The 21,923-nt window shown below is 60.1% G+C and carries 20 protein-coding genes; 8 read left to right on the forward strand and 12 right to left on the reverse strand.

Annotation, left to right across the window (positions count from 1 at the left end; genetic code table 11):
- The first annotated feature begins 59 nt into the window (after nt 1-59).
- Nucleotides 60-707, forward strand: a complete 648-nt coding sequence (coq7, locus tag PSEBG33_RS02785) for a 2-polyprenyl-3-methyl-6-methoxy-1,4-benzoquinone monooxygenase (protein ID WP_005792017.1) — start codon at nt 60-62, stop codon at nt 705-707.
- 49 nt (nt 708-756) lie between these two features.
- Here coq7 and PSEBG33_RS02780 read toward each other — a convergent pair whose 3' ends face one another.
- Complete coding sequence (locus tag PSEBG33_RS02780) at nt 757-1,179, reverse strand: OsmC family protein (RefSeq protein ID WP_005792019.1); 423 nt, start codon at nt 1,177-1,179, stop codon at nt 757-759.
- A 246-nt stretch (nt 1,180-1,425) separates the two neighbouring features.
- Between PSEBG33_RS02780 and crp the strand changes: the two genes are divergently transcribed.
- Nucleotides 1,426-2,070: a cAMP-activated global transcriptional regulator CRP gene (gene crp, locus PSEBG33_RS02775; protein WP_005792020.1), complete on the forward strand. Its 645-nt coding sequence runs from the start codon at nt 1,426-1,428 to the stop codon at nt 2,068-2,070.
- On the opposite strand, the gene PSEBG33_RS02770 is transcribed toward crp, so the two are convergent.
- The 4 genes from PSEBG33_RS02770 to PSEBG33_RS02755 all read right to left on the reverse strand — a co-directional run bounded on the left by PSEBG33_RS02770 (nt 2,067) and on the right by PSEBG33_RS02755 (nt 5,331).
- Nucleotides 2,067-2,762: a lipoyl protein ligase domain-containing protein gene (locus PSEBG33_RS02770; RefSeq protein ID WP_005792022.1), complete on the reverse strand. Its 696-nt coding sequence runs from the start codon at nt 2,760-2,762 to the stop codon at nt 2,067-2,069. The two genes, crp and PSEBG33_RS02770, sit on opposite strands and share 4 nt — an antisense overlap.
- A gap of 83 nt (nt 2,763-2,845) precedes the next feature.
- Nucleotides 2,846-3,682, reverse strand: coding sequence for an indole-3-glycerol phosphate synthase TrpC (gene trpC / locus PSEBG33_RS02765; RefSeq protein WP_005792024.1), 837 nt, complete (start codon nt 3,680-3,682; stop codon nt 2,846-2,848).
- A complete protein-coding gene (gene trpD, locus PSEBG33_RS02760; protein ID WP_003194694.1) occupies nt 3,679-4,728 on the reverse strand; it encodes an anthranilate phosphoribosyltransferase in 1,050 nt (349 codons plus the stop codon). The genes trpC and trpD overlap by 4 nt, the downstream gene beginning before the upstream one ends.
- A gap of 9 nt (nt 4,729-4,737) precedes the next feature.
- The gene (locus PSEBG33_RS02755; protein WP_005792025.1) at nt 4,738-5,331 is read right to left on the reverse strand and encodes an aminodeoxychorismate/anthranilate synthase component II; all 594 of its coding nucleotides are present in this window, start codon (nt 5,329-5,331) and stop codon (nt 4,738-4,740) included.
- A gap of 410 nt (nt 5,332-5,741) precedes the next feature.
- On the opposite strand from PSEBG33_RS02755, the gene estP reads away from it, so the two are divergent.
- Nucleotides 5,742-7,664: an esterase EstP gene (gene estP / locus PSEBG33_RS02750; protein WP_005792027.1), complete on the forward strand. Its 1,923-nt coding sequence runs from the start codon at nt 5,742-5,744 to the stop codon at nt 7,662-7,664.
- Nucleotides 7,665-7,786: 122 nt separating this feature from the next.
- Here estP and trpE read toward each other — a convergent pair whose 3' ends face one another.
- The 4 genes from trpE to PSEBG33_RS02730 all read right to left on the reverse strand — a co-directional run bounded on the left by trpE (nt 7,787) and on the right by PSEBG33_RS02730 (nt 12,060).
- Nucleotides 7,787-9,268, reverse strand: coding sequence for an anthranilate synthase component I (trpE, locus tag PSEBG33_RS02745; protein ID WP_005792028.1), 1,482 nt, complete (start codon nt 9,266-9,268; stop codon nt 7,787-7,789).
- A gap of 69 nt (nt 9,269-9,337) precedes the next feature.
- Nucleotides 9,338-10,156: a phosphoglycolate phosphatase gene (locus PSEBG33_RS02740; protein ID WP_005792030.1), complete on the reverse strand. Its 819-nt coding sequence runs from the start codon at nt 10,154-10,156 to the stop codon at nt 9,338-9,340.
- On the reverse strand, nt 10,153-10,827 hold the full coding sequence (gene rpe, locus PSEBG33_RS02735) for a ribulose-phosphate 3-epimerase (RefSeq protein WP_005792031.1): 675 nt from the start codon (nt 10,825-10,827) through the stop codon (nt 10,153-10,155). Before rpe ends, PSEBG33_RS02740 begins: the two co-directional genes overlap by 4 nt.
- Before the next feature lie 84 nt (nt 10,828-10,911).
- The gene (locus PSEBG33_RS02730) at nt 10,912-12,060 is read right to left on the reverse strand and encodes an iron-containing alcohol dehydrogenase (protein ID WP_005792033.1); all 1,149 of its coding nucleotides are present in this window, start codon (nt 12,058-12,060) and stop codon (nt 10,912-10,914) included.
- Nucleotides 12,061-12,243: 183 nt separating this feature from the next.
- Here PSEBG33_RS02730 and PSEBG33_RS02725 point away from each other — a divergent pair, with 183 nt between their 5' ends.
- Complete coding sequence (locus PSEBG33_RS02725) at nt 12,244-13,218, forward strand: alpha/beta hydrolase family protein (RefSeq protein WP_005792035.1); 975 nt, start codon at nt 12,244-12,246, stop codon at nt 13,216-13,218.
- A gap of 58 nt (nt 13,219-13,276) precedes the next feature.
- Here the strand turns inward: PSEBG33_RS02725 and PSEBG33_RS02720 are convergent, their stop codons facing one another.
- From PSEBG33_RS02720 to PSEBG33_RS02710, 3 genes are read right to left on the reverse strand one after another with little or no spacing between them, the layout of a single operon-like run.
- Entirely contained in the window at nt 13,277-14,044 is a 768-nt protein-coding gene (locus tag PSEBG33_RS02720) for a TerB family tellurite resistance protein (RefSeq protein ID WP_005792040.1), read from the reverse strand.
- A gap of 1 nt (nt 14,045) precedes the next feature.
- Complete coding sequence (gene murU, locus PSEBG33_RS02715) at nt 14,046-14,720, reverse strand: N-acetylmuramate alpha-1-phosphate uridylyltransferase MurU (protein WP_005792041.1); 675 nt, start codon at nt 14,718-14,720, stop codon at nt 14,046-14,048.
- Nucleotides 14,717-15,742 carry an aminoglycoside phosphotransferase family protein gene (locus tag PSEBG33_RS02710; protein ID WP_005792043.1) on the reverse strand — a complete coding sequence of 342 codons (1,026 nt, stop codon included), beginning with the start codon at nt 15,740-15,742 and terminating at the stop codon, nt 14,717-14,719. Before PSEBG33_RS02710 ends, murU begins: the two co-directional genes overlap by 4 nt.
- A 130-nt stretch (nt 15,743-15,872) precedes the next feature.
- On the opposite strand from PSEBG33_RS02710, the gene PSEBG33_RS02705 reads away from it, so the two are divergent.
- The 4 genes from PSEBG33_RS02705 to rsmA are packed head-to-tail and all read left to right on the forward strand — an operon-like array spanning nt 15,873 to nt 21,823.
- Complete coding sequence (locus PSEBG33_RS02705) at nt 15,873-18,713, forward strand: LPS-assembly protein LptD (protein ID WP_005792045.1); 2,841 nt, start codon at nt 15,873-15,875, stop codon at nt 18,711-18,713.
- Complete coding sequence (locus PSEBG33_RS02700; RefSeq protein ID WP_157264239.1) at nt 18,694-20,028, forward strand: peptidylprolyl isomerase; 1,335 nt, start codon at nt 18,694-18,696, stop codon at nt 20,026-20,028. The genes PSEBG33_RS02705 and PSEBG33_RS02700 overlap by 20 nt, the downstream gene beginning before the upstream one ends.
- A complete protein-coding gene (pdxA, locus tag PSEBG33_RS02695; RefSeq protein WP_005792047.1) occupies nt 20,025-21,014 on the forward strand; it encodes a 4-hydroxythreonine-4-phosphate dehydrogenase PdxA in 990 nt (329 codons plus the stop codon). Before PSEBG33_RS02700 ends, pdxA begins: the two co-directional genes overlap by 4 nt.
- Nucleotides 21,011-21,823 carry a 16S rRNA (adenine(1518)-N(6)/adenine(1519)-N(6))-dimethyltransferase RsmA gene (gene rsmA, locus PSEBG33_RS02690; RefSeq protein WP_005792048.1) on the forward strand — a complete coding sequence of 271 codons (813 nt, stop codon included), beginning with the start codon at nt 21,011-21,013 and terminating at the stop codon, nt 21,821-21,823. Before pdxA ends, rsmA begins: the two co-directional genes overlap by 4 nt.
- Nucleotides 21,824-21,923: the final 100 nt, after the last annotated feature.

Here is a 21,923-nt window from a genome sequence, read left to right on the forward strand (position 1 = left end):
CAAACGCTTCGTCCTCTCTTGCGGTAAACTGGCCGCCGAGATTCTTCCCGGAGGTCAGCATGACTACCCAACGTCACTACTCGCCGATTGACCGTCTGCTGCTGCAAGCCGATATGGCCATGCGCACGCTGTTGCCATTCAGTGGCCAACCGTACCGCCCGTCACCGGCCATCGTACAGCCCGATGCCCAGATGAGCGAAACGGACACCCGCCATGTCGCCGGCCTGATGCGCATCAACCACACCGGCGAAGTGTGTGCCCAGGCGCTGTATCAAGGCCAGGCATTGACCGCCAAATTGCCGCAGGTACGTGCAGCGATGGAGCATGCGGCCGAGGAAGAGATCGACCACCTGGCCTGGTGCGAACAACGTATCCGCCAATTGGGCAGCCACCCCAGCGTGCTGAACCCGCTGTTTTACGGTTTATCATTTGGTATCGGTGCCGCCGCTGGTTTGATCAGCGACAAAGTCAGCCTCGGATTTGTCGCCGCGACAGAACATCAGGTATGCAAGCATCTGGATGAGCATCTTGAGCAACTGCCGGCCGAAGATGAAAAATCCCGCGCCATCCTTGAGCAGATGCGCATCGATGAAGAACACCATGCAGATAGCGCGCTGGACGCAGGCGGTTTCCGCTTTCCAGCGCCGGTGCGCTTCGGCATGAGCGTTTTAGCCAAGGTCATGACCAAAAGCACCTACAGGATCTAAACCCAAAAAAGGGCGCTCGAAGCGCCCTTTCTTTTGCCAATTGCCGCAATCAGCCCAACTCGATGATTTCATAATCGTGAGTGATGGCCACACCCGCGGCACCCAGCATGATCGACGCCGAGCAATACTTCTCGGCCGACAGCTCGATGGCACGCTTGACCTGGGCTTCCTTCAACGCCCGGCCCTTGACCACGAAATGCATATGGATCTTGGTAAATACCTTGGGGTCTTCAGTGGCGCGCTCGGCTTCCAGGAAGGCTTCGCAGCTTTCCACTGCCTGGCGGGACTTCTTCAAGATGCTGACCACATCAAAATTGCTGCAACCGCCCACACCCAGCAGCAACATTTCCATCGGGCGTACACCCAGGTTACGGCCACCGGCTTCCGGCGGGCCGTCCATGACCACCACATGGCCACTGCCCGACTCACCGAGGAACATGGCTTCGCCCGCCCATTGGATGCGTGCCTTCATCGCCCAGACTCCACTGCTAAAAAAGGGTCGCCAGCTTAGCACAGGCCCTTGAAACAGCAGCGCCCCGGATAAAATCGATAAATGACTGCGTTTGCCGGTAAATTGGCTAATCGAGGCAGAATGTGTCTGGTAAGCTGGCGCCAAATCAATGGCGCATTGCCATGATTCTCACAGCCTGCATCAATGCCGATGCCGCTGGATAAAAACAACGCCACTTACACCGTGCAGTCTTTTCGGGATACAACCATGGTTGCTCTTACTCCCACACCCAAGATCAAGAACCTCGACAAGCTGTTGATGCATTGTCAGCGTCGGCGTCATCCGGCCAAGCACAACATCATCTGCGCCGGCGAGCGCTCGGAAACCCTGTTCTTCATTATCAAGGGCTCGGTCACCATCCTGATCGAAGATGAAGACGGTCGCGAAATGATCATTGCCTACCTCAACACCGGCGATTTCTTCGGAGAGCTGGGGTTGTTTGAACAAGCAGGCAAAGAACAGGAGCGTAGCGCCTGGGTCCGAACCAAAGTCGAGTGCGAAGTGGCCGAGATCAGCTATGCGAAATTTCGCGAATTGGCCCAGCATGATCCGGATATCCTGTACGCCCTGAGCGGCCAGATCGCCCAGCGCCTGCGCGACACTACGCGCAAAGTCGGCGACCTGGCGTTCTTCGATGTGACCGGTCGCGTGGCGCGTTGCCTGTTGGAGTTGTGCAAGCAACCCGATGCCATGACCCATCCCGACGGCATGCAAATCAAGGTCACCCGCCAGGAGATCGGGCGCATTGTCGGTTGTTCGAGGGAAATGGTCGGCCGCGTGCTCAAGGACTTGGAAGAGCGCAACCTGGTACACGTCAAAGGCAAGACGATGGTGGTATTCGGCACCCGTTAAACCGGCAGGAAGCTGGCCAGCATCTGACGGTACAAGGTATCGAGCCGATTGATCGCATCCGGTGCGGGAAAGGCTTCGTGCAGCGCGATATGGCTCTCGGCGCGAACCCGCTGCTCCAAGCCACAGGCTTGATTGAAGCGGTTGACCGCCGCAATCAACTCCTCACGATCGTTCTCCAGCAACATCGCCCCATGCACCAACCCGACCGGGCGGCCACCGCTTTGTCGCCAACGCTGGGCCGTGCCCACCATTTTGCGGCCATTGAGATTGACGTTGTAACGACCGTCGCAAAAGGCACCGTCAATTTCGCCGACGGATGCATCGCCGCCCAATTCAATCAATAGATCACAGATCGGTTGGCACAAGCGCTGATAACCCGTCTCGATGCGCCCGTGGTCGCCTTCGCTACGGGGCGGGGCATAGACCAGGGCGATATTGACCGTGGCGCCGGACTGCGGCACAGGCTCACCACCGGTTTCACGCAGCAATACCGGCCAACCCGGATCGGCCGAGACTTGGCTCGCCACCGCGAAGGCAGGCAGCCGGCTCAAACGGCGCGGCATGACGAGCGCTTGGTCGCTGGGCTGCCAGAACAGCAGCCCGAATTCCTGCTCTTGCGCGCAAACGGCTGCCAATAGGGCTTGCTCGGCGGCAAGGCCTGCTTCGACAGTCATGATCACGGGCTGGAGCATCGAACATCTACCTATCTGAATAAACACAAAACCCAATGTGGGAGCTGGCTTGCCTGCTCCCACAGTTTCGAGCGTATTTCACATCAATCCAATGTCGAACTGCTGATCGTCGTACCGCGCTCCGGAAAGAACAGGCGCTGCAGTTCCGCTCCCGGGTTCTCGGCGCGCATAAATGTCTCGCCCACCAGGAATGAGTAAACGCCGCTGATTTCCATCAGTTCCACATCGGCACGGTTGACGATGCCACTCTCGGTAATCACCAGGCGGTTGCGAGGAATACGCGGCAACAGATCCAGGGTATTTTCCAGGCTGACTTCAAAGGTATGCAGGTTACGGTTATTGACCCCCACCAGCGGGGTGTCGAGGGTTTTCAATGCGCGCTCCAGCTCATCGCCGTCATGCACTTCAACCAACACATCCAGGCCGACGCTTTTGGCCACGGCTGCCAACTCCGCCATCTTCACGTCATCCAGCGCCGAGACGATCAGCAATACGCAGTCGGCGCCCAGAGCACGGGCTTCGACGATCTGGTACGGGTCAACCATGAAATCCTTGCGGATCACCGGCAACTTGCAGGCAGCGCGAGCTTGTTGCAGGAATAGGTCCGAACCCTGGAAGTAGTCGATATCGGTCAACACAGACAGACAAGTCGCCCCGCCCTTCTCATAGCTGACGGCGATTTCAGCTGGTACGAAGTTTTCGCGGATCACGCCTTTGCTCGGCGAGGCTTTCTTGACCTCGGCGATCACTGCCGGTTGCTTGAGCTTGGCCTGGGCGATCAGAGCATTGGCAAAGCCACGCGGCGCATCCGCGGTTTTAGCTTGCGCCTCAAGCTCAGCCAGGCTCACACGGGCGCGGCGTTCGGCCACTTCCTCGGCCTTGCGGGCCAGAATCTTTTCCAGAACGGTTGGCACACTCATCCCTCATTCTCCATCTTGAATACGGCAGTGAATGCACCCAGCTCTTCGAGCTTCTCTCGAGCCAGACCGGTGTGCAGCGCATCGTGGGCCAACGCGACACCTTCCTTAAGACTATAGGCATGGTCGGCTGCGTAAAGTGCCGCGCCAGCATTCAGAACGATCATTTCCGCAGCTTTCTGGCCGTTTTCGGTTTTGCGACGCCCCAGGGCATCGCGAATCAGTTCCAGCGAAGCCGCCGGGCTTTCCACTGCCAGGCCGTGCAAACTCTGGCTTTTCATGCCCAAGTCTTCAGGCTCGACCCAGTATTCGGTGACCTCGTCGTTTTTCAGCTCTGCAACAAAGGTCGGCGCCGCCAGGCTGAACTCGTCCAGGCCGTCTTTGGAATGCACTACCAGCACATGCTTGCTGCCCAAACGCTGCAAGACTTCGGCCAGCGGCCGGCACAATGCCTGGCTGAACACTCCCACCACCTGATGCTTCACACCGGCCGGATTCGTAAGCGGGCCAAGCATGTTGAACAGGGTACGCAGGCCAAGGTCTTTGCGCGGGCCGGCCGCGTGTTTCATGGCGCCGTGATGGGATTGGGCAAACATGAAGCCGATGCCAACGCTGTCGATACAGCGCGCGACTTGCACAGGCGTGAGGTTCAGATAGATGCCGGCCGCTTCCAGCAAGTCGGCACTGCCGCTCTTGCCGGACACCGCGCGGTTACCGTGCTTGGCAACGGTGCAACCAGCGGCGGCCACCACGAAGGATGAAGCTGTAGAGACGTTGAAAATATTCGCACCGTCACCGCCGGTGCCGACCACATCGACGACGCCGTCGAGGGTCTTGAGCTCAACCTTGTCCGCCAGCTCACGCATCACCGAGACCGCGCCGACGATTTCGTCGATGCTCTCGCTCTTCATGCGCATTGCCATCATAAAGGCGCCGATCTGCGCGTCGGTGCATTGACCGGTCATGATTTCGCGCATCACATCGCTCATTTCAGCGGTGCTCAGGTCCAGATGGCCGACGATACGGCTCAGGGCAGTCTTGATATCCATGAAAAGTCCTTAGCGCGTGCCGCCGCTCTGCTTGAGAAAGTTGGCGAACAGCTCGTAGCCCTGCTCGGTCAGGATTGATTCAGGGTGAAACTGCACCCCTTCGATGTTCAGTGTCTTGTGACGCAGGCCCATGATCTCGTCGACCGAACCGTCTTCCAACTGGGTCCAGGCGGTCAGTTCCAGGCATTCAGGCAAGGTGTCACGCTTGACCACCAGCGAGTGGTAACGGGTCACCGTCACCGGCATGTTCAGGCCTCGGAATACACCAAGGTCCTTATGGAACACCGGGCTGGTCTTGCCATGCATCACCTGACGCGCACGCACCACATCGCCGCCAAACGCCTGACCAATGGACTGGTGACCCAGGCACACGCCCAGGATCGGCAGTTTGCCGGCGAAATACTGGATGGCTTCCAGCGAGATACCCGCCTCGGTCGGCGTGCAAGGGCCAGGCGAAACCACAATGCGCTCAGGGTTCAGGGCGGCGATTTGCGCAACGGTGAGTTCATCATTGCGCACCACCTTGACGTCCGCACCCAGCTCGCCCAAGTACTGCACAACGTTGTAGGTAAAGGAATCGTAGTTATCAATCATCAGCAACATGTGGGTTCAAACCTCTTGAATTCACTGATTTCAAATGACCGCCTTCCAGGAGAGTAACCCGCTGCCAAACGCACGTTCCGGTTGCCGGGGTTGGCCGGCAAGGGGCGTCAGACACAGGGTGAAGAAGGCAGATCGGTACAGGTCCGGCCGGGCCGGCAGAGAAAAATGTCAGGCGCGCCAACGCCAACGGGCGTGTGCCTTGACTACTCGCATCAAGAGTTTGCTGATGATCAACACGGGGAGGGTCTCATTCATACGTTCAGGCACAGTAACGTAGCCTCGCCAGCGGTGCAATATGGAGCAGCAAATACGGGGCCCCGCGTAGGCGCATTCCGCATATACCTACAGAAAATGCCGGAAGTTTTGCTAGTGTTTTGTTTCCTGCATAAAAACAACCAAATGGAATTCTCATGCTCAAACCAGCGTTTTTCACACCCCTTGCCGGCTGCCTCTTGGCACTGGCCTGCACCCAAGCCTTTGGCGCCCCGACGCCTTATTCAACCATGGTGGTTTTTGGCGATAGCCTGGCCGATGCAGGCCAGTTCCCCGACGGTTCGAATGGCTCGACACTACGTTTTACCAACCGGACAGGTCCAAGCTTCCAGGGTGAGTACGGCCTGGTTTCATCAACCCTGTTGGGCACCAAACTGGGTGTGGCCCCCAACGACTTGAATGCCTCCACCTCACCGGTTCGGGCGGCCCAAGGCTTGCCAGACGGAAGCAACTGGGCGGTCGGTGGCTACCGCACCGATAACATCCTGGACTCTATTACCTCGGTTTCCAACGCCGCGATCCCACCCGGAAATCCTGGCGGTGGCACAGTATTGCGCCGTCGCCAGGGCTATCTACCGGCTAATGGCGGGCGAGCCGACCCGAACGCGCTCTACTTCCTCTCCGGTGGTGGCAATGACTTCCTTCAGGGCCGCGTGCTCAGCCCCGCGCAAGCAGTCGCCGCAGGTGGGAGACTGGCCGACAGTGCCCAAGTGCTGCAGCAAGCCGGTGCGCGTTACATCATGGTGTGGATGCTGCCCGACCTGGGGCTGACGCCAGCCATCAACGGCACCCCACAGCAGGCCGCAACCTCTGCCCTGAGCAATATTTTCAACCAATCGTTGGTACAGCGTCTGTCACAAATCGATGCCCAGGTTATTCCACTGAACATCCCGCTGCTATTGAACGAAGCCTTCGCCGATCCTGCGCGCTTCGGCCTCGCAACCGGGCAAAACCTGACCGGCACCTGCTTCAGCGGCAACAGCTGCACCGCCAACCCGGTCTATGGCATCGGCGGCACCAACCCGGACCCGACCAAGCTGGTCTACAACGACTCGGTCCACCCCACCGTAGCCGGGCAACAGTTGATCGCCGACTATGCCTATTCGCTGCTCGCAGCGCCCTGGGAGCTGACCTTGCTGCCGGAAATGGCCCAAGGCACGTTGCGCGCCCATCAGGACGAACTACGCAACCAATGGCAAGCAGACAACGGCCACTGGCAAGCCGTCGGCCAATGGCGCGCAATCGTGGCCGGTGGCGGCCAGCGCCTGGACTTCGATGATCAGAGCAGTTCAGCCAGTGGTGACGGCAGCGGCTATAACCTGAATATCGGTGGCAGCTACCGGCTTGATGACGATTGGCGTGTGGGCGTTGCAGCCGGCCTGTACCGGCAGACACTCGAAGCCGGGGCCAGCGACTCGGACTACAAGCTCAACAGCTACATGGGCACGGCATTCGCGCAATATCAGCACAATCAATGGTGGGCCGACGCCGCGTTAACGGGTGGCAAGCTGGACTTCGACAGCCTCAAACGCAAGTTCGCCCTGGGCGTCAACGAAGCGTCCGAGAAAGGCGACACCGACGGCTGGCTCTGGGCCTTGAGCGCTCGCTTGGGTTACGACCTTGCTGCACCGGGTAGCGATTGGCACCTGTCACCCTTCGTCAGCGCCGATTACGCACGCGTCGAAGTGAATGGCTACTCGGAGAAAAACAGTCGCTCCACCGCACTGACCTTTGATGACCAACAACGCGACTCCAGGCGCCTGGGCGTCGGCCTGCAAGGTAGCTACCGCATCACCCCGCAAACCCAGGTATTTGGCGAAGTGGCCCACGAGCATGAGTTCGAAAATGACACCCAGAAGGTGAACATTTCGCTCAACAGTGTTCAGGGGATCGACTTCAAGCTGGACGGCTACACGCCTCGCAGCAACTCTGACCGTTTGAGCCTTGGGGTCAGCCACAAACTGACTCAGGAGCTGGCGTTGCGGGCGGCATATAACGTGAGGAAGGATGACAACCTAACCCAGCAAGGGGTCAATGTGGGGGTGAGTCTGGATTTCTAAATACCACGCAAAACAAATGTGGGAGCTGGCTTGCCTGCGATGGCGGTGGATCAGTCACTGAATATCTCGAGTGATACACCGCCATCGCGGGCAAGCCCGCTCCCACACTTTTTATTCCAGCTTTAGTCTTGTGGAGTTTGCTCTGCCAGCGCCACAGCACGGAACATCGCCCGGCGCTTGTTCAAGGTTTCTTCCCACTCAAGGGCCGGCACCGAGTCCGCCACAATCCCGCCACCGGCCTGTACATGCAGTTCGCCATCCTTGATCACCGCGGTGCGGATCGCGATCGCAGTGTCCATATTGCCGTTCCAGGCGAAGTAACCGACGGCACCGCCATACACGCCACGCTTGACCGGCTCCAGTTCGTCGATGATTTCCATCGCACGGATTTTCGGTGCGCCCGACAAGGTGCCCGCCGGCAAAATCGCGCGCAGTGCATCCATCGCCGTCAGCCCGGCCTTCAGTTCGCCAGTCACGTTGGACACGATGTGCATCACGTTGGAGTAGCGCTCGATGACCATCTTCTCGGTCAACTTCACCGAACCGATTTCTGAAACACGCCCGGTGTCATTGCGCCCCAGGTCGATCAGCATCAGGTGCTCGGCGATTTCCTTGTCATCGCTGAGCAGGTCTTCTTCCAGCGCCAAGTCTGCCTCTTCGGTCGCGCCACGTGGGCGTGTGCCGGCAATCGGGCGTACGGTGATCAGGTTATCTTCGACACGCACCAGCACTTCCGGCGAGCTGCCCACCACGTGGAAGTCGCCAAAGTTGAAGAAGTACATATACGGCGTCGGGTTGAAGCACCGCAGCGCACGGTACAGGTCGATCGGCGCGGCCTTGAAGTCGATGGACATGCGTTGCGACGGCACCACTTGCATGCAGTCACCGGCGAGGATGTATTGCTTGATGGTATCGACTGCGCGCTCGTAGTCATCCTGCGTAAAGCTGGAGCGAAACACCGGGTCGGCCGCGGGTGGGCGGCTCAGGTCGAGGCCGCGACGCGGGGTGATCGGCTGGCGGAGTTTTTCCAGCAGCGCCTGCAGACTGGCCTGGCCTTGCTCGAAGGCATCCGCTTGAGCAGGGTCGGCAAGCACAATCGCATGCATCTTGCCGGCAAGGTTGTCGAACACCACGACCGCGTCGGAGACCATCAGCAAAATGTCCGGCACACCCAATGGGTCTGGGTTCGGGCATTTCCCAAGACGCTTTTCCACATAGCGCACACAGTCATAGCCGAAATACCCCACCAGGCCACCGTTGAAACGCGGCAGGCCGGCAATGGTCGGTACGTTATAGCGCGCCTTGAACGCTTCGACGAAGGCCAGCGGGTCTTCAACGTCATGGCTTTCGATCTCTACGCCATCGTGGGTGATGCTGACATGATGGTCGTGCACGCGCAGCACCGTGCGGCATGGCAGGCCGATGATCGAGTAACGGCCCCATTTCTCGCCGCCCTGTACCGATTCGAGCAGGTAAGAGTTGGGCGCATCGGCAAGCTTCAGATAAATCGACAATGGCGTGTCGAAGTCGGCCAGGGTTTCGCAGGCCAGGGGAATACGGTTATAGCCGGCAGCGGCCAAACGCAGGAATTCTTCACGGATCATGGGGGAGCCTCGTGGCTTGAGGGTCAAACGGTCAGGTAGGCAAACGTGCCGCAGCGCGGCGAGAATCAGTCAGGCGCGCCAACGCCAGCGGGCCAGGGCCTTGATGACTTTCATCCAGAGTTTGCGAGTGACCACCACGATGGCGTTTCCAGAAGGGGACGGATCAATGTCGGGCAACGTTATCTCAGCGCCCGCTCCCAGGCAACCGGGGATTAGCAGGCGCAGATCATCAATCACCAGCGCCGGCGACTCTTCGGCAATCGGGCGCCCGTGGTTGTAGCCGTAGCTCAAGGCTACGCACTGCACGCCTGCAGCTTTTGCCGCCAGTACATCACTGCGCGAATCGCCGACAAACAACGACTGGGACGCCGGGATATTCGCCATTTTCATCACAAAGAACAGTGCGGCCGGGTCAGGCTTCTTCTGCGGCAAGGTATCGCCACCGATGATCCAGCGAAAATAACGGCCGATTTTCATCTGGTCCAACAGCGGCGCGACAAAGCGCTCCGGCTTGTTGGTGATCAAGGCCATTTCCACGCCCTGCTTGCTCAGCCATTTGAGAGTGTCACGCACGCCGGGGTAGACCACGGTGAGTTCGTGGCCGTTTTCGTACGCGACATTGAACAGTTCCAGAGCGTGCTCGGCTTCCACCTCATCGACACCCGAAGCGTCGATATTGTTGGCCAGGGCCCGGCGCACCAGCATCGGCGCGCCGTTGCCGACCCACTCGCGCACCGACTCGATCCCCGCCGGCTTGCGCCCCAGTTTGAGCAGCATCTGGTCCACCGCCGCTGCCAGGTCAGGCACCGAGTCGATCAGCGTACCGTCCAGATCGAACATCACCAGCCGTGGCAGCTTGCCGGGGAACAGCTGCTCGAAGCCGCTCATGGACGCGTCAGCGCCAGTTCGGCACGCATCGTGTCGATGACGGCCTGGTAGTCCGGTGCGTTGAAGATCGCCGAGCCTGCCACGAAGGTATCGGCGCCGGCGGCAGCGATTTCACGAATATTGTTGACGTTGACCCCGCCGTCGATCTCTAGGCGGATATCGCGCCCTGAGGCGTCGATCAGCGCTCGCGCTTCACGCAGCTTGTTCAGGGTGCCCGGGATGAACTTCTGCCCGCCGAAACCTGGGTTGACGCTCATCAGCAGCACCATGTCGACCTTGTCCATCACGTACTCAAGCACGTTCAGCGGAGTGGCCGGGTTGAACACCAGGCCCGCCTTGCAGCCGCCTTCGCGGATCAGTTGCAGGGTGCGGTCGACGTGCAGCGTGGCTTCCGGGTGGAAGGTAATGTAGGTCGCGCCGGCCTCGATGAAGTCACCGATGATGCGGTCCACGGGGCTGACCATCAGGTGGGCGTCGATCGGCGCGGTGATGCCGTATTTGCGCAGCGCTGCGCAGACCATCGGGCCTATGGTCAGGTTGGGTACGTAGTGGTTGTCCATGACATCGAAGTGCACGAAGTCGGCACCCGCGGCCAACACCTTGTCCACTTCCTCACCCAGGCGGGCGAAGTCGGCGGAGAGAATCGATGGAGCAATGACGAAGGGCTGCATGACGCACCTTTTTTGAGCTAAATCACGATGGCGCGCATTGTATACCTCATGCTTTGCTGCGCGCACCGTGACCTAACTCAACGGTTAGTAAGCCGCCCGGTAGATTTTCTCGATATCGGCCGCACTGAGCTGACGCGGGTTATTGCGCATCAGGCGCTCGATACCCGCAGCTTCCGTGGCCATGGAGGCAATGGCGTCCTCGGGCACCCCGAAACTGCGCAGCCCTGCGGGAATCTCGACGGCGGCGCACAGTCGCGTCATCGCCTCCACCGCGCGGTCGGCAGCCTCGCTGACACTCAAGCCCGTCACGTTCACGCCCATGGCTTGGGCAATATCTTGCATACGTTCGACGCAGGCCAGCTTGTTCCAATGCATGACGTACGGCAGCAACAGCGCATTGCTCACACCATGGGCAATATTGAAACGCCCGCCCAGCGGATACGCCAGCGCATGCACGGCACCGACTCCGGCATTCCCGAATGCCATGCCGGCCATGAGGCTGGCAGTAGCCATGTCATCACGGGCCTGCAGGTTGGCCGGGTTGGCGTAAGCCTTGGGCAGCGCGTTGGCGATCAGCTTGATCGCGCCGATGGCCAGAGCGTCGGTGATCGGCGAGGCGTTCAGTGACAGGTAGGATTCGATGGCATGCACCAAGGCGTCCACACCACTGGCGGCGGTGACACTGCGCGGGCAGGTCAGGGTCATTTGCGGGCTGATCAGCGCGACATCCGGCAGCAGGTAGTCGCTGACGATGCCTTTTTTCAGCTGTGCGGCCTTGTCGGAGAGGATCGCCACATTGGTCACCTCCGAACCCGTGCCCGCCGTGGTCGGAATGGCGATCAGCGGCGGGCCCTTGCGCGGCACCTGATCTACGCCGAACAAATCCGCCAGCGCACCGTGATAACCGGCATACGCCGCCACGCTCTTGGCGATGTCAATAGCGCTGCCGCCGCCCACACCAATGAGGCCGTCATGCCCGCCTTCGCGGTACGCACGCATGCAGTCTTCAACGATGGCGATTTCCGGATCGGGCAGTACGCGATCGAAGATTTCGTAAGCACGATCGCCCAGCTGTTCGAGGGCCAGGGCCACGGTGCCAGACTTGACCAGAGCCGCATCGGTGACGATCAGCGGGTTATCCACATCCAGCCGGGTCAGTTCCGCGGCCAATTGCTCGATGGCGCCCGCGCCGGTCAGCAGTTTATGGGCGATCTTGAATGAGGAAGTACTCATGTGCGCGGCCTCTTATGAATGATGGGCTGGCACAAGAATAGCTGCCCATCGCGTGTTGTCTGCCATTCACTGGTTGAATGGTCATCGCCGATAACCTGCTGGCAGAAAACCACGCCCCACATCACTGACAAATACTGACCAACCCATTAGGCTGCTCACATCACTTATGGCCGGAAATTAACGATGCTTTTTCTCCACCGTTCGGCACTGCCAACGTTGTGCCTGTCGCTACTATGCGCCAGCGCCCTGCCTGCTCAGGCCGCCGACGCGCCCGCGCCCGCTGCCGAAAAACCAGCTGAGCGCCAACCCCTGCCCGAACGCAGCCAGTCGCAAGCCAGCGCTCTGGAGCGCCAGATTCCGCAACCGGAACAACAACAGCTGCAAGCCGGTAGCGATTCGTTCCTGGCCCTGTGGAAACCCGCCAACGGCGCAGAGGCCGAAGGTGTGGTGATTATCGTACCGGGCGCCGGGGAGAACGCCGATTGGCCGCAAGCAATCGCCCCCTTGCGGCGCAAGTTGCCGGATGCGGCCTGGGGCACCTTGAGCCTGTCACTGCCGGACGTAAATGTAGACACCTTGCCGCCACGGGTCATCGAACCGCCAAAAGCTGCGGTCGACACCAGCAGCAAGGACGGCAGCACGGCCGCCAAACCTGTCGAACAGGCCGCCAGCGCCGAGGCCGAAGGCACTGATCCGGCGGTGGTGCCGGATGCGGATGAACAGGACAAGACCGACGCCAAGCGCATCTTCGACCGCATCGACGCCGCCGTCGCCTTCGCCCAAACCCAAAGCGCCCGCAGCGTGGTGCTGCTCGGCCACGGCACCGGCGCCTGGTGGGCTGCACGTTACCTGAGCGAGAAACAGCCATCCCAGGTGCAGAAGCTGATCATGGTGGCCGGGAAGACGCCGGCAGCTCGCCAACCGGACCTGCAACAACTCGCGCCGAGCTTGAAGGTGCCCACGGCGGATGTGTTTTATCAAGACGCCCCTCAGGAACGCAAAAACGCGCAGGAGCGTATCCAGGCGGCCAAGCGTTCGAAGAATGACGGTTACAAGCAGGTGTCGCTCACGGCGTTGCCCGGCAATAGCGCAGCAGAGCAGGAACAGTTGTATCGGCGGGTTCGCGGGTGGCTCAGCCCGCAGGGCGGCGCAGACTGATCATGTCTTCGAACCTGTTGCAGAAACAATGTGGGAGGGGACTCTCAGGCCGACAGCCTCAGCGAAAATCCCGACGCTCGCGAATCAATGCATAAGCGTTATGCAGCTCCCGGGTACGCTCGGTGGCTTCACGCACTTGTGCGGGGCTGGCGCCCGTGCCGGCGACCTTGTCCGGGTGGTGGCGGCTGAGGAGGCGACGGTAGGCACGCTTGATCACCGAGGGCTCAGTGGTCGCCGTCACACCCAGGACCCGCAACGCCTCCTGATAGGCTCCGCCACGATTGGCCAGCGGTTTGCGCTGCGGCGCGTAATCGGTTGCCAGTGCCTGGAGTTGTTGCGGCGTCCAGCCCAGCCATTTGCCCCACAGGTCGATCAGGTCGCGCTCGGCGTCATCCGCCCGTCCGTCCGCCCAGGCCATGCGCCAACAGGCACGTAGCACGCCTTCCGCCGCATGGGGTTGCGCCTTGAGTACACGCAGGTAGCTGCGCACACGGTCGCTGCCAGACTTGCCTCGGTTGAAGGCGCTGATAGCGCGACGCTGGGCCGGCTCGGACATATCCAACGCATGCATCTCCTGACGCGCCTGCTGGATATGCCCATCCACAACCCGGCCGTTACTCTTGGCCAACCGCCCCAACAGCACAAACAACAGCTCGTCGTTGCGCAACGCCGGGCGCCCGCCCAGGCGTTCGCGCAACTGCGCCCAACTGTGCAGTTGCAGACGACGATCCAGCGCCTGCCCCAGCAATGCACCCAACAAGGCCCCCGGAATACTGGCAATGGCAAAGCCAGCCCCGGCGCCGATCAGCGTCCCTGGCCACAACATCCTACTGCTCCGCTGTCAGCAAGGTTTCGACTTGCGCCAGACGCTCCAGCGTCCCGACATCCACCCAGCGTCCCGTCATGTGCTCCCCCGTTACCAGACCTTTAGCCATGGCCGCACGCAACAGCGGGGCCAACTTGAAGGCACCGGCGCTGCAACCCGCGAACAATTTGGGGTCGAGCACTGAAATGCCACTGAAGGTCAGGTTATCGGCACCGGGCGCGGCATCATGAAGCAGACCTTTATCCAGGTAGAAATCCCCGCCCGACGGGTGGTGCTCAGGGTTGTCGACCATCACCAAGTGCGCCAGGCCCAGGATCGGCTGCCTGAGGCGGGTGAAATCGTAGTCAGTCCAGATATCGCCATTGACCACCAGGAAGGGGTCATCCCCCAGCAGCGGCAACGCCTGGAATATCCCGCCCCCCGTTTCCAGCGGCTCACCCTCCGGCGAGTAGCGGATGCGCAGCCCGAACTGGGCGCCGTCACCCAAGTAGTTTTCAATCTGCTGGCCAAGCCATGCATGGTTGATCACGATGTCGGTGAAACCGGCTTTCGCCAAAGCTTCAAGGTGATACTCGATCAGACGTTTGCCGCCGGCTTGCACCAGCGGCTTGGGCGTATGCAGGGTAAGCGGACGCATGCGCTCGCCCTTTCCCGCTGCCAGGATCATTGCCTTCATACAATGGCCTCGGTGGGCTGGCGCAGGCTGGCGAGCAGTTCGCTCAGTTCGCTCAACTCGGGTCGGTCGGCGAGCACCGCGTCTATATAAGCAAAGAAACGCGGCACGTCGGCCAGGTAGCGCGGTTTGCCGTCACGGTGGCAAATACGCGAAAAAATACCGATGACCTTGAGATGACGCTGCACGCCCATCAGGTCGCTGGCGCGCAGAAAGTCTTCGAAGTCGTCCTGCACCGGGATCCCCAACTGCCCGGTGCGCTGCCAGTAGCCGTGCTGCCATTCACGCACACGCGACTGGGGCCAACTGAGGAAGGCGTCTTTGAACAGGCAGGTAATGTCATAAGTCACCGGGCCGTAGACTGCATCTTGAAAATCCAGTACGCCGGGGTTCGGCTCACTGATCATCAGGTTGCGCGGCATATAGTCGCGATGCACCAGCACCTTGGGCTGCGCCAGGGCACTGTCGATCAATTTTTCGCTGACGCGTTGCCAGAGGGCGTGTTGCTCAGCGTCGAAGTCGATCCCCAGGTGACGGCGCACATACCATTCCGGGAACAACTCCAGCTCGCGACGCAACAAGGCCGCGTCGTAGCTGGGCAATGGTGCGTCCATCGGCAATTGCTGGAAAGCCAGCAGCGCATCGATGGCGTCGGCAAATAATTGATCGGCATTTTCAGCGTCAATCACGTCCAGATAGGTTTTTCTGCCCAGGTCATTGAGCAAAAGAAAGCCACGAGGCAAGTCTTCTGCATAAATTTTTGGCACATTTATTCCTGATTTCGCCAGTAAATGCGCGATATCGACGAAAGGTTTGCAGTTTTCCTGGGGGGGAGGCGCGTCCATTACGACGAACGTATGGGCACCGCCCTCCCACCGGAAGTAACGCCTGAAACTCGCGTCGCTGCTGGCCGCGGTCAATGTGGCCGGGGGTACGGGGCCCCAGTCCTGAGCGTTGAAGAGGATCGGCAACTGCTCATCCAGCCAGACTTCCAGCTGTTGTAAACGTAGATCTTGCTCGGGCATTACAAGGGTCTCCGACGGCGCTAGCCGTCAAGCGGGGCATGCTTTATTATCACGCATCTTTTTCAGACCATCGAGAGGCGTGCGGCCCAAACCGCGGGCAGATGGCACGCAGGAAGCCCGGACTAATAAGATGGCATTGAAATCCCCCGCGTTTCGTAGAAAATTTCCGTTGCTGGTAACCGGCAGTCTGCTGGCCTTGCAACCTTTCGCCACCTCATTCGTGGTCGCCGCGGAACAGTATGACTGCTCAGTCTCTGCTTCGGGTGCCTGGGATTGCGCGCCGAAGACCGCCGCAGCCCCATTGCCACCGCGCCCGGTGCATGACGGTTCTGCCGTCAGCTCGGCCAACGGCACGCCGCAAGGCAAGGCTGGCGGCAGCGTCGACGCCGAGCCCAAGACTGTGCTGGTCACCGAATCCAAGGGCCGTGGCCTGCGCTCGCGCAGCGCCGACTACAGCCACCTGGACTGGGTGCCTCGCGACAAGCTGACTGCAGCGCAGCTGGCCGAGACCGGCCCTTACTGCGGCGGTGCCTACATCGAGCCGACTCGTCCTGGCATGAACGACAAGACGGACAAGAGCGATGCGCCGACCTTCATCGGTGCCAAGGCCTCGCGTTACGAACAGGAACAGCAGGTCGCCACCCTGGCCGGTGACGTGGTCATGCGCCAGGGCAGCATGCAGCTTGAAGCGGACGAAGCCAGCCTGTACCAGGCCGAGAACCGTGGCGAGCTGAACGGCAAAGTGCGACTGCGCGACAACGGCGCGCTGATCGTGGGCGACCATGCCCAGGTCCAGCTCGACACCGGCGCCGCCCAGATCGACAACGCCGAATACGTGATGCACAAGTCGCGCATTCGCGGTAACGCCCTGTACGCCAAGCGTGCCGAGAACGCGATCATCCGTCTCAAGGACGGTACGTACACCACCTGCGAGCCGGACAGCAACGCCTGGCAGCTCAAGGGCAACAACATCACGTTGAACCCGGCCACCGGTTTCGGTACGGCTACCAACGCGACGTTGCGGGTCAAGAACATCCCGATCCTGTATACCCCGTATATCTACTTCCCGATCGACGACCGTCGTCAATCCGGCTTCCTGCCGCCAAGCTTCAGCACCGGTGGCGAGACTGGCTTTACGCTGGTGACGCCGTACTACTTCAACCTGGCACCTAACTACGATGCCACGTTGTACCCGCAGTACATGACCAAGCGCGGTTTGTTGATGGAGGGCGAATTCCGCTACCTGACCAAGTCGAGTGAAGGGCAGTTTGGTGGGGCGTATCTCAACGATGATAGCGACGAGCGGAAGAAGCAGACCGATTACGAAAAAACCCGTTATATGCTCAATTGGCAGCATAAGGGTGGGTTGGATTCGCGTCTGACGACTCAGGTCGATTACACCAAGATCAGTGATCCTTTCTACTTCCAGGACTTGAAGTCGTATCAGGAAGGCGTTGAGAGCCAGGACTACCTGAATCAGCAAGGCTCGGTGACCTACCGTGGTGACAGCTATCAAGCTCGCGTGAATCTGCAGTCGTATCAATTGGCGACGATTTCGCAGATCACTCCGTATGACCGTTTGCCGCAGATCACCTTCAATGGTCAACTGCCGTATCACCCGGGTGGGCTCAACTTCTCCTACGAGACTGAAGCCGTAAGATTCGATCGGGACCTCAGAAACGGAAATGTGGTCAATGAAGACGGCGGGCCGTTCAACTCAGATGGCACTATCGGTGAACGACGCCTGGATAACTACGTAAGCGGCCTGACCCGTGCAAACGGTACCCGTCTGAACGCGGCCCCCGCTGTCGAGTACCCGATGAACTGGAGCTATGGCTTCATTACGCCGAAACTCAAGTACGTCTACACCAAATATGATCTTGATCTTGATAGCAAAGGCAAGAATGACATTATCGCCGCGCAACTGGCTGCTGCTCAGCCTGGTGCAGCTCCTTACGCCGGCGGCGTGTTCAAAAGTTCACAAGATCGTGCAGTCCCGATCGCCAGCATCGACAGCGGTCTCTACTTTGACCGCACCACCAATTGGTTCGGCAAGGACTACAACCAGACCCTTGAGCCTCGCGCCTTCTATCTTTACGTACCAAACAAAGATCAAAGCGATATCCCGGTCTTCGATACAGGTGAGTACTCGTTCAGCTACTCCTCCCTGTTCCGCGATAATCGTTTCAGCGGGTCAGACAGGATCGGTGATGAGAATAAGCTTTCCCTGGGCGTAACCAGCCGCTGGATCGAAGAAAACGGCTTTGAACGCCAGCGTGTTTCCGTCGGTCAGGCTGTCTACTTCAAGGATCGCGAAGTCCAACTGCCGGGTGTATTGGCCGCTGATCGCGACGATGCACGCTCAAACGTCTCGCCTATCGCTCTGGAATACGCGTTCCGCTTCAACCGCGATTGGCGTGCAACAGCCGATTACAACTGGGACCCGGAAAGCCACGCCCCTCGTTCGGGCAGCGCGATGTTCCACTACCAGCCGGAAGACAACCCGAACAAGGTCGTCAACCTCGGCTATCGCTATCGCAACGACCAGGTGGTCTACAACCAGCTGACCGGCAAATGGCAGTTTGGTGGTGATTACGGCCAACCAAGTGATCCGAACTACGTGAAGGATTACTACAAAATCCAGCAACACGACTTCTCGATGATGTGGCCGATCATTCCTCAGTGGAACCTGATCACCCGCTGGCAGTATGACTATGCCCGCAACCGCACCCTGGAAGCCTTCGGTGGTTTCGAGTACGACAACTGCTGCTGGAAACTGCGCGTCATCAACCGCTATTGGGTTTCCAACGACGAATACAGCCAGATCGCCCCTCTTAACGAAAAGGGTGACCACGGGCTCTTCTTCCAGATCGTCCTCAAAGGACTCGGCGGCCTGACCGGCGCCAAGGTAGAGAGCTTCCTCGACAAAGGCATTGAAGGTTATCGTGAACGTGAAGACAAAGCTTTCTGAGTGTTTGCGCCCGCTAGTGCTGGGCGCGCTGTTCCTGGGTACTGTTTCGGCACACGCCGCGGTTCAACAGCTGGATAAAGTAGCGGCCATTGTCGACAACGACGTGATCATGCAAAGCCAGCTGGACCAACGGGTCAAGGAAGTTCAGCAAACCATCGCCAAGCGTGGCGGTGGTGTGCCGCCGACCAGCGTCCTGGAACCCCAGGTACTGGAGCGTCTGATCGTCGAAAACCTGCAGCTGCAGATTGGCGACCGTTCCGGCATCCGTATTTCGGACGAAGAACTGAACCAGGCCGTTGGCACCATCGCTCAGCGCAACAACATGAGCATTGACCAGTTCCGCGCCGCGCTGGCCCACGACGGCTTGTCCTATGAGGACGCCCGTGACCAGATCAAGCGCGAGATGATCATCAGCCGTGTGCGCCAGCGCCGTGTGGCCGAGCGGGTCCAGGTATCGGAGCAGGAAGTGAAGAACTTCCTGGCTTCGGACCTTGGCAAGATGCAGCTCTCCGAAGAGCTGCACCTGGCCAATATCCTGATCCCGACGCCAGACAGCGCCAGCGCCGAGCAACTGAACGCCGCGGCAGCCAAGACCCAAGCGGTGTATGACCGCCTGAAAGCCGGTGCTGACTTTGCCCAGACCGCCATTGCCGTCTCCGGCAGCGATAACGCACTGGACGGCGGTGACATGGGCTGGCGTAAAGCCGCACAGCTGCCGCCTCCGTTCGATCGCGAGCTGAGCGCCATGGAAGTCGGCGGCATCACCAAACCGGCACGTACCCCAGGTGGCTTCATCATCCTCAAGCTGCTGGGCAAGCGCGGCGGCGAGACCTCGCTCAAAGACGAAGTGCACGTTCGTCACATCCTGGTCAAACCAAGCGAAATCCGTACCGAGGCACAAACCAAGGAACTGGCGCAGAAGATCTACGACCGCATCGAAAGCGGTGAAGACTTCGCCACCCTGGCCAAAAGTTTCTCGGAAGACCCGGGTTCTGCCCTTAACGGCGGTGACTTGAACTGGATCGACCCGAAAGCCCTGGTGCCCGAGTTCCAACAGGTCATGGCCGACACACCGCAAGGCGTATTGTCCAAGCCGTTCAAGACTCAATACGGCTGGCATGTGCTGGAAGTCCTTGGCCGTCGCGCCACCGACAACACCAACCAGGCCCGCGAGCAGCAAGCCCTCACCGTGCTGCGTAACCGCAAATACGACGAAGAGCTGCAAACCTGGTTGCGTCAGATCCGCGACGAAGCCTACGTAGAGAACAAGCTGCCAGGCGCCGAGCAAACAGGCACCGACCAGGCAGCCCAGTGAAACCCCAGCGTTTCGCGGTGACACCCGGCGAGCCGGCCGGCATTGGTCCAGACCTGTGCCTGCTGCTCGCCTCGCAACATCAGCCACACCCCCTGATTGCCATTACCAGCCGCGACCTGCTCCTTGAGCGGGCCGCGCAGTTGGGCGTGGCTGTCAACTTGCTGGAAGTGGCACCGGGCAATTGGCCGGACCTGCCCGCCCCGGCCGGCAGCCTGTATGTATGGGACACCCCTTTACAGGCAAAGGTGGTCGCCGGGCAACTGAACAAGGCCAATGCAGCCTTTGTGCTGGAAACCCTGACACGCGCCGGGCAAGGCTGCATCGACGGCGACTTTGCCGGCATGATCACCGCGCCCGTGCATAAAGGCGTGATCAACGAATCCGGCATCGCGTTTTCCGGCCATACCGAATTCCTCGCCGAGCTGACCCATACCGAACAGGTCGTGATGATGCTGGCGACCCGTGGCCTGCGTGTTGCGCTGGTGACCACACATCTGCCACTGCGCGATATTGCCGACGCCATCACCGCCGAGCGCATAGAGCGCGTCACGCGCATCCTGCATGACGACCTGCAACAAAAATTCGGCATTGCCCGACCGCGTATCCTGGTCTGCGGGCTAAACCCCCATGCCGGTGAAGGCGGCCACTTGGGCCATGAAGAAATCGACATCATTGAACCGACATTAGAGCGCCTGCGCCAAGAAGGCATGGACCTGCGTGGCCCATTGCCTGCAGACACTCTGTTTACCCCCAAATATCTGGAGCACTGCGACGCAGTGCTGGCGATGTACCACGACCAGGGGCTGCCCGTGCTGAAGTACAAAGGCTTCGGCGCTGCAGTCAACGTGACACTGGGCCTGCCGATCATCCGCACCTCCGTCGACCATGGCACAGCCCTGGACCTGGCGGGCAGCGGCAAGATCGATACCGGCAGCCTGCACGTAGCCCTGGAAACCGCCTATCAGATGGCCGAGACCCGTATATGACTGAGCATTACCAACACCGGGCGCGCAAGCGCTTCGGGCAAAACTTCCTGCACGACGCGGGTGTCATCGATCGCATCCTGCGCTCCATCCACGCCAAGCCAGAAGACCGCCTGCTGGAAATCGGCCCGGGCCAGGGCGCGCTGACCCAGGGCCTGCTGGCCAGCGGCGGGCAACTGGACGTGGTGGAACTGGACAAGGACCTGATCCCGATCCTGAACCAGCAGTTCGCCGGCAAGCCCAACTTCAACCTGCACCAGGGCGATGCGCTGAAGTTCGACTTCAATAGCCTGAATGCCGCCCCCAATAGCCTGCGGGTGGTGGGCAACCTGCCGTACAACATCTCCACACCGCTGATTTTTCACCTGCTGAACAACGCCGGGATCATCCGCGACATGCACTTCATGCTGCAGAAGGAAGTGGTGGAGCGCCTGGCCGCAGGCCCTGGCGGTGGTGATTGGGGCCGTTTGTCGATCATGGTCCAGTATCATTGCCGCGTGGAGCACCTGTTCAACGTCGGCCCGGGCGCGTTCAACCCGCCGCCGAAGGTTGATTCAGCCATCGTACGCCTGGTGCCGCATGCCGTGCTGCCCCACCCAGCCAAGGATCACAAGCTGCTGGAGCGCGTTGTGCGTGAAGCGTTCAACCAACGCCGCAAGACCCTGCGCAACACGCTCAAGGCCCTGCTGAGCAACGCTGAAATCGAAGCCGCCGGTGTCGATGGCAGCCTGCGCCCCGAACAGCTGGACTTGGCCGCGTTCGTACGCCTGGCTGACCAACTGGCGATCCAGCCTGCTCCGACAGAAGGATAAGGCTCAACGCAATCCAACGTGGGAGGGGGCTTGCTCCCGATAGGGGAGTATCAGTGGATACATTTTCAACTGACACACCGCTATCGAGAGCAAGCCCCCT

Origin of the sequence: Pseudomonas synxantha BG33R (genome assembly GCF_000263715.2) — a bacterium.
Classification (GTDB): Bacteria; Pseudomonadota; Gammaproteobacteria; order Pseudomonadales; family Pseudomonadaceae; genus Aquipseudomonas; species Aquipseudomonas synxantha_A.

Excerpts from the sequence above, each read along its gene's own strand:
- coq7 (WP_005792017.1), top strand. The coding sequence starts at position 60 with ATGACTACCCAACGTCACTACTCGCCGATTGACCGTCTGCTGCTGCAA.
- PSEBG33_RS02780 (WP_005792019.1), bottom strand. The coding sequence starts at position 1,179 with ATGAAGGCACGCATCCAATGGGCGGGCGAAGCCATGTTCCTCGGTGAG.
- crp (WP_005792020.1), top strand. The coding sequence starts at position 1,426 with ATGGTTGCTCTTACTCCCACACCCAAGATCAAGAACCTCGACAAGCTG.
- PSEBG33_RS02770 (WP_005792022.1), bottom strand. The coding sequence starts at position 2,762 with ATGCTCCAGCCCGTGATCATGACTGTCGAAGCAGGCCTTGCCGCCGAG.
- trpC (WP_005792024.1), bottom strand. The coding sequence starts at position 3,682 with ATGAGTGTGCCAACCGTTCTGGAAAAGATTCTGGCCCGCAAGGCCGAG.
- trpD (WP_003194694.1), bottom strand. The coding sequence starts at position 4,728 with ATGGATATCAAGACTGCCCTGAGCCGTATCGTCGGCCATCTGGACCTG.
- PSEBG33_RS02755 (WP_005792025.1), bottom strand. The coding sequence starts at position 5,331 with ATGTTGCTGATGATTGATAACTACGATTCCTTTACCTACAACGTTGTG.
- estP (WP_005792027.1), top strand. The coding sequence starts at position 5,742 with ATGCTCAAACCAGCGTTTTTCACACCCCTTGCCGGCTGCCTCTTGGCA.
- trpE (WP_005792028.1), bottom strand. The coding sequence starts at position 9,268 with ATGATCCGTGAAGAATTCCTGCGTTTGGCCGCTGCCGGCTATAACCGT.
- PSEBG33_RS02740 (WP_005792030.1), bottom strand. The coding sequence starts at position 10,156 with ATGAGCGGCTTCGAGCAGCTGTTCCCCGGCAAGCTGCCACGGCTGGTG.
- rpe (WP_005792031.1), bottom strand. The coding sequence starts at position 10,827 with ATGCAGCCCTTCGTCATTGCTCCATCGATTCTCTCCGCCGACTTCGCC.
- PSEBG33_RS02730 (WP_005792033.1), bottom strand. The coding sequence starts at position 12,060 with ATGAGTACTTCCTCATTCAAGATCGCCCATAAACTGCTGACCGGCGCG.
- PSEBG33_RS02725 (WP_005792035.1), top strand. The coding sequence starts at position 12,244 with ATGCTTTTTCTCCACCGTTCGGCACTGCCAACGTTGTGCCTGTCGCTA.
- PSEBG33_RS02720 (WP_005792040.1), bottom strand. The coding sequence starts at position 14,044 with ATGTTGTGGCCAGGGACGCTGATCGGCGCCGGGGCTGGCTTTGCCATT.
- murU (WP_005792041.1), bottom strand. The coding sequence starts at position 14,720 with ATGAAGGCAATGATCCTGGCAGCGGGAAAGGGCGAGCGCATGCGTCCG.
- PSEBG33_RS02710 (WP_005792043.1), bottom strand. The coding sequence starts at position 15,742 with ATGCCCGAGCAAGATCTACGTTTACAACAGCTGGAAGTCTGGCTGGAT.
- PSEBG33_RS02705 (WP_005792045.1), top strand. The coding sequence starts at position 15,873 with ATGGCATTGAAATCCCCCGCGTTTCGTAGAAAATTTCCGTTGCTGGTA.
- rsmA (WP_005792048.1), top strand. The coding sequence starts at position 21,011 with ATGACTGAGCATTACCAACACCGGGCGCGCAAGCGCTTCGGGCAAAAC.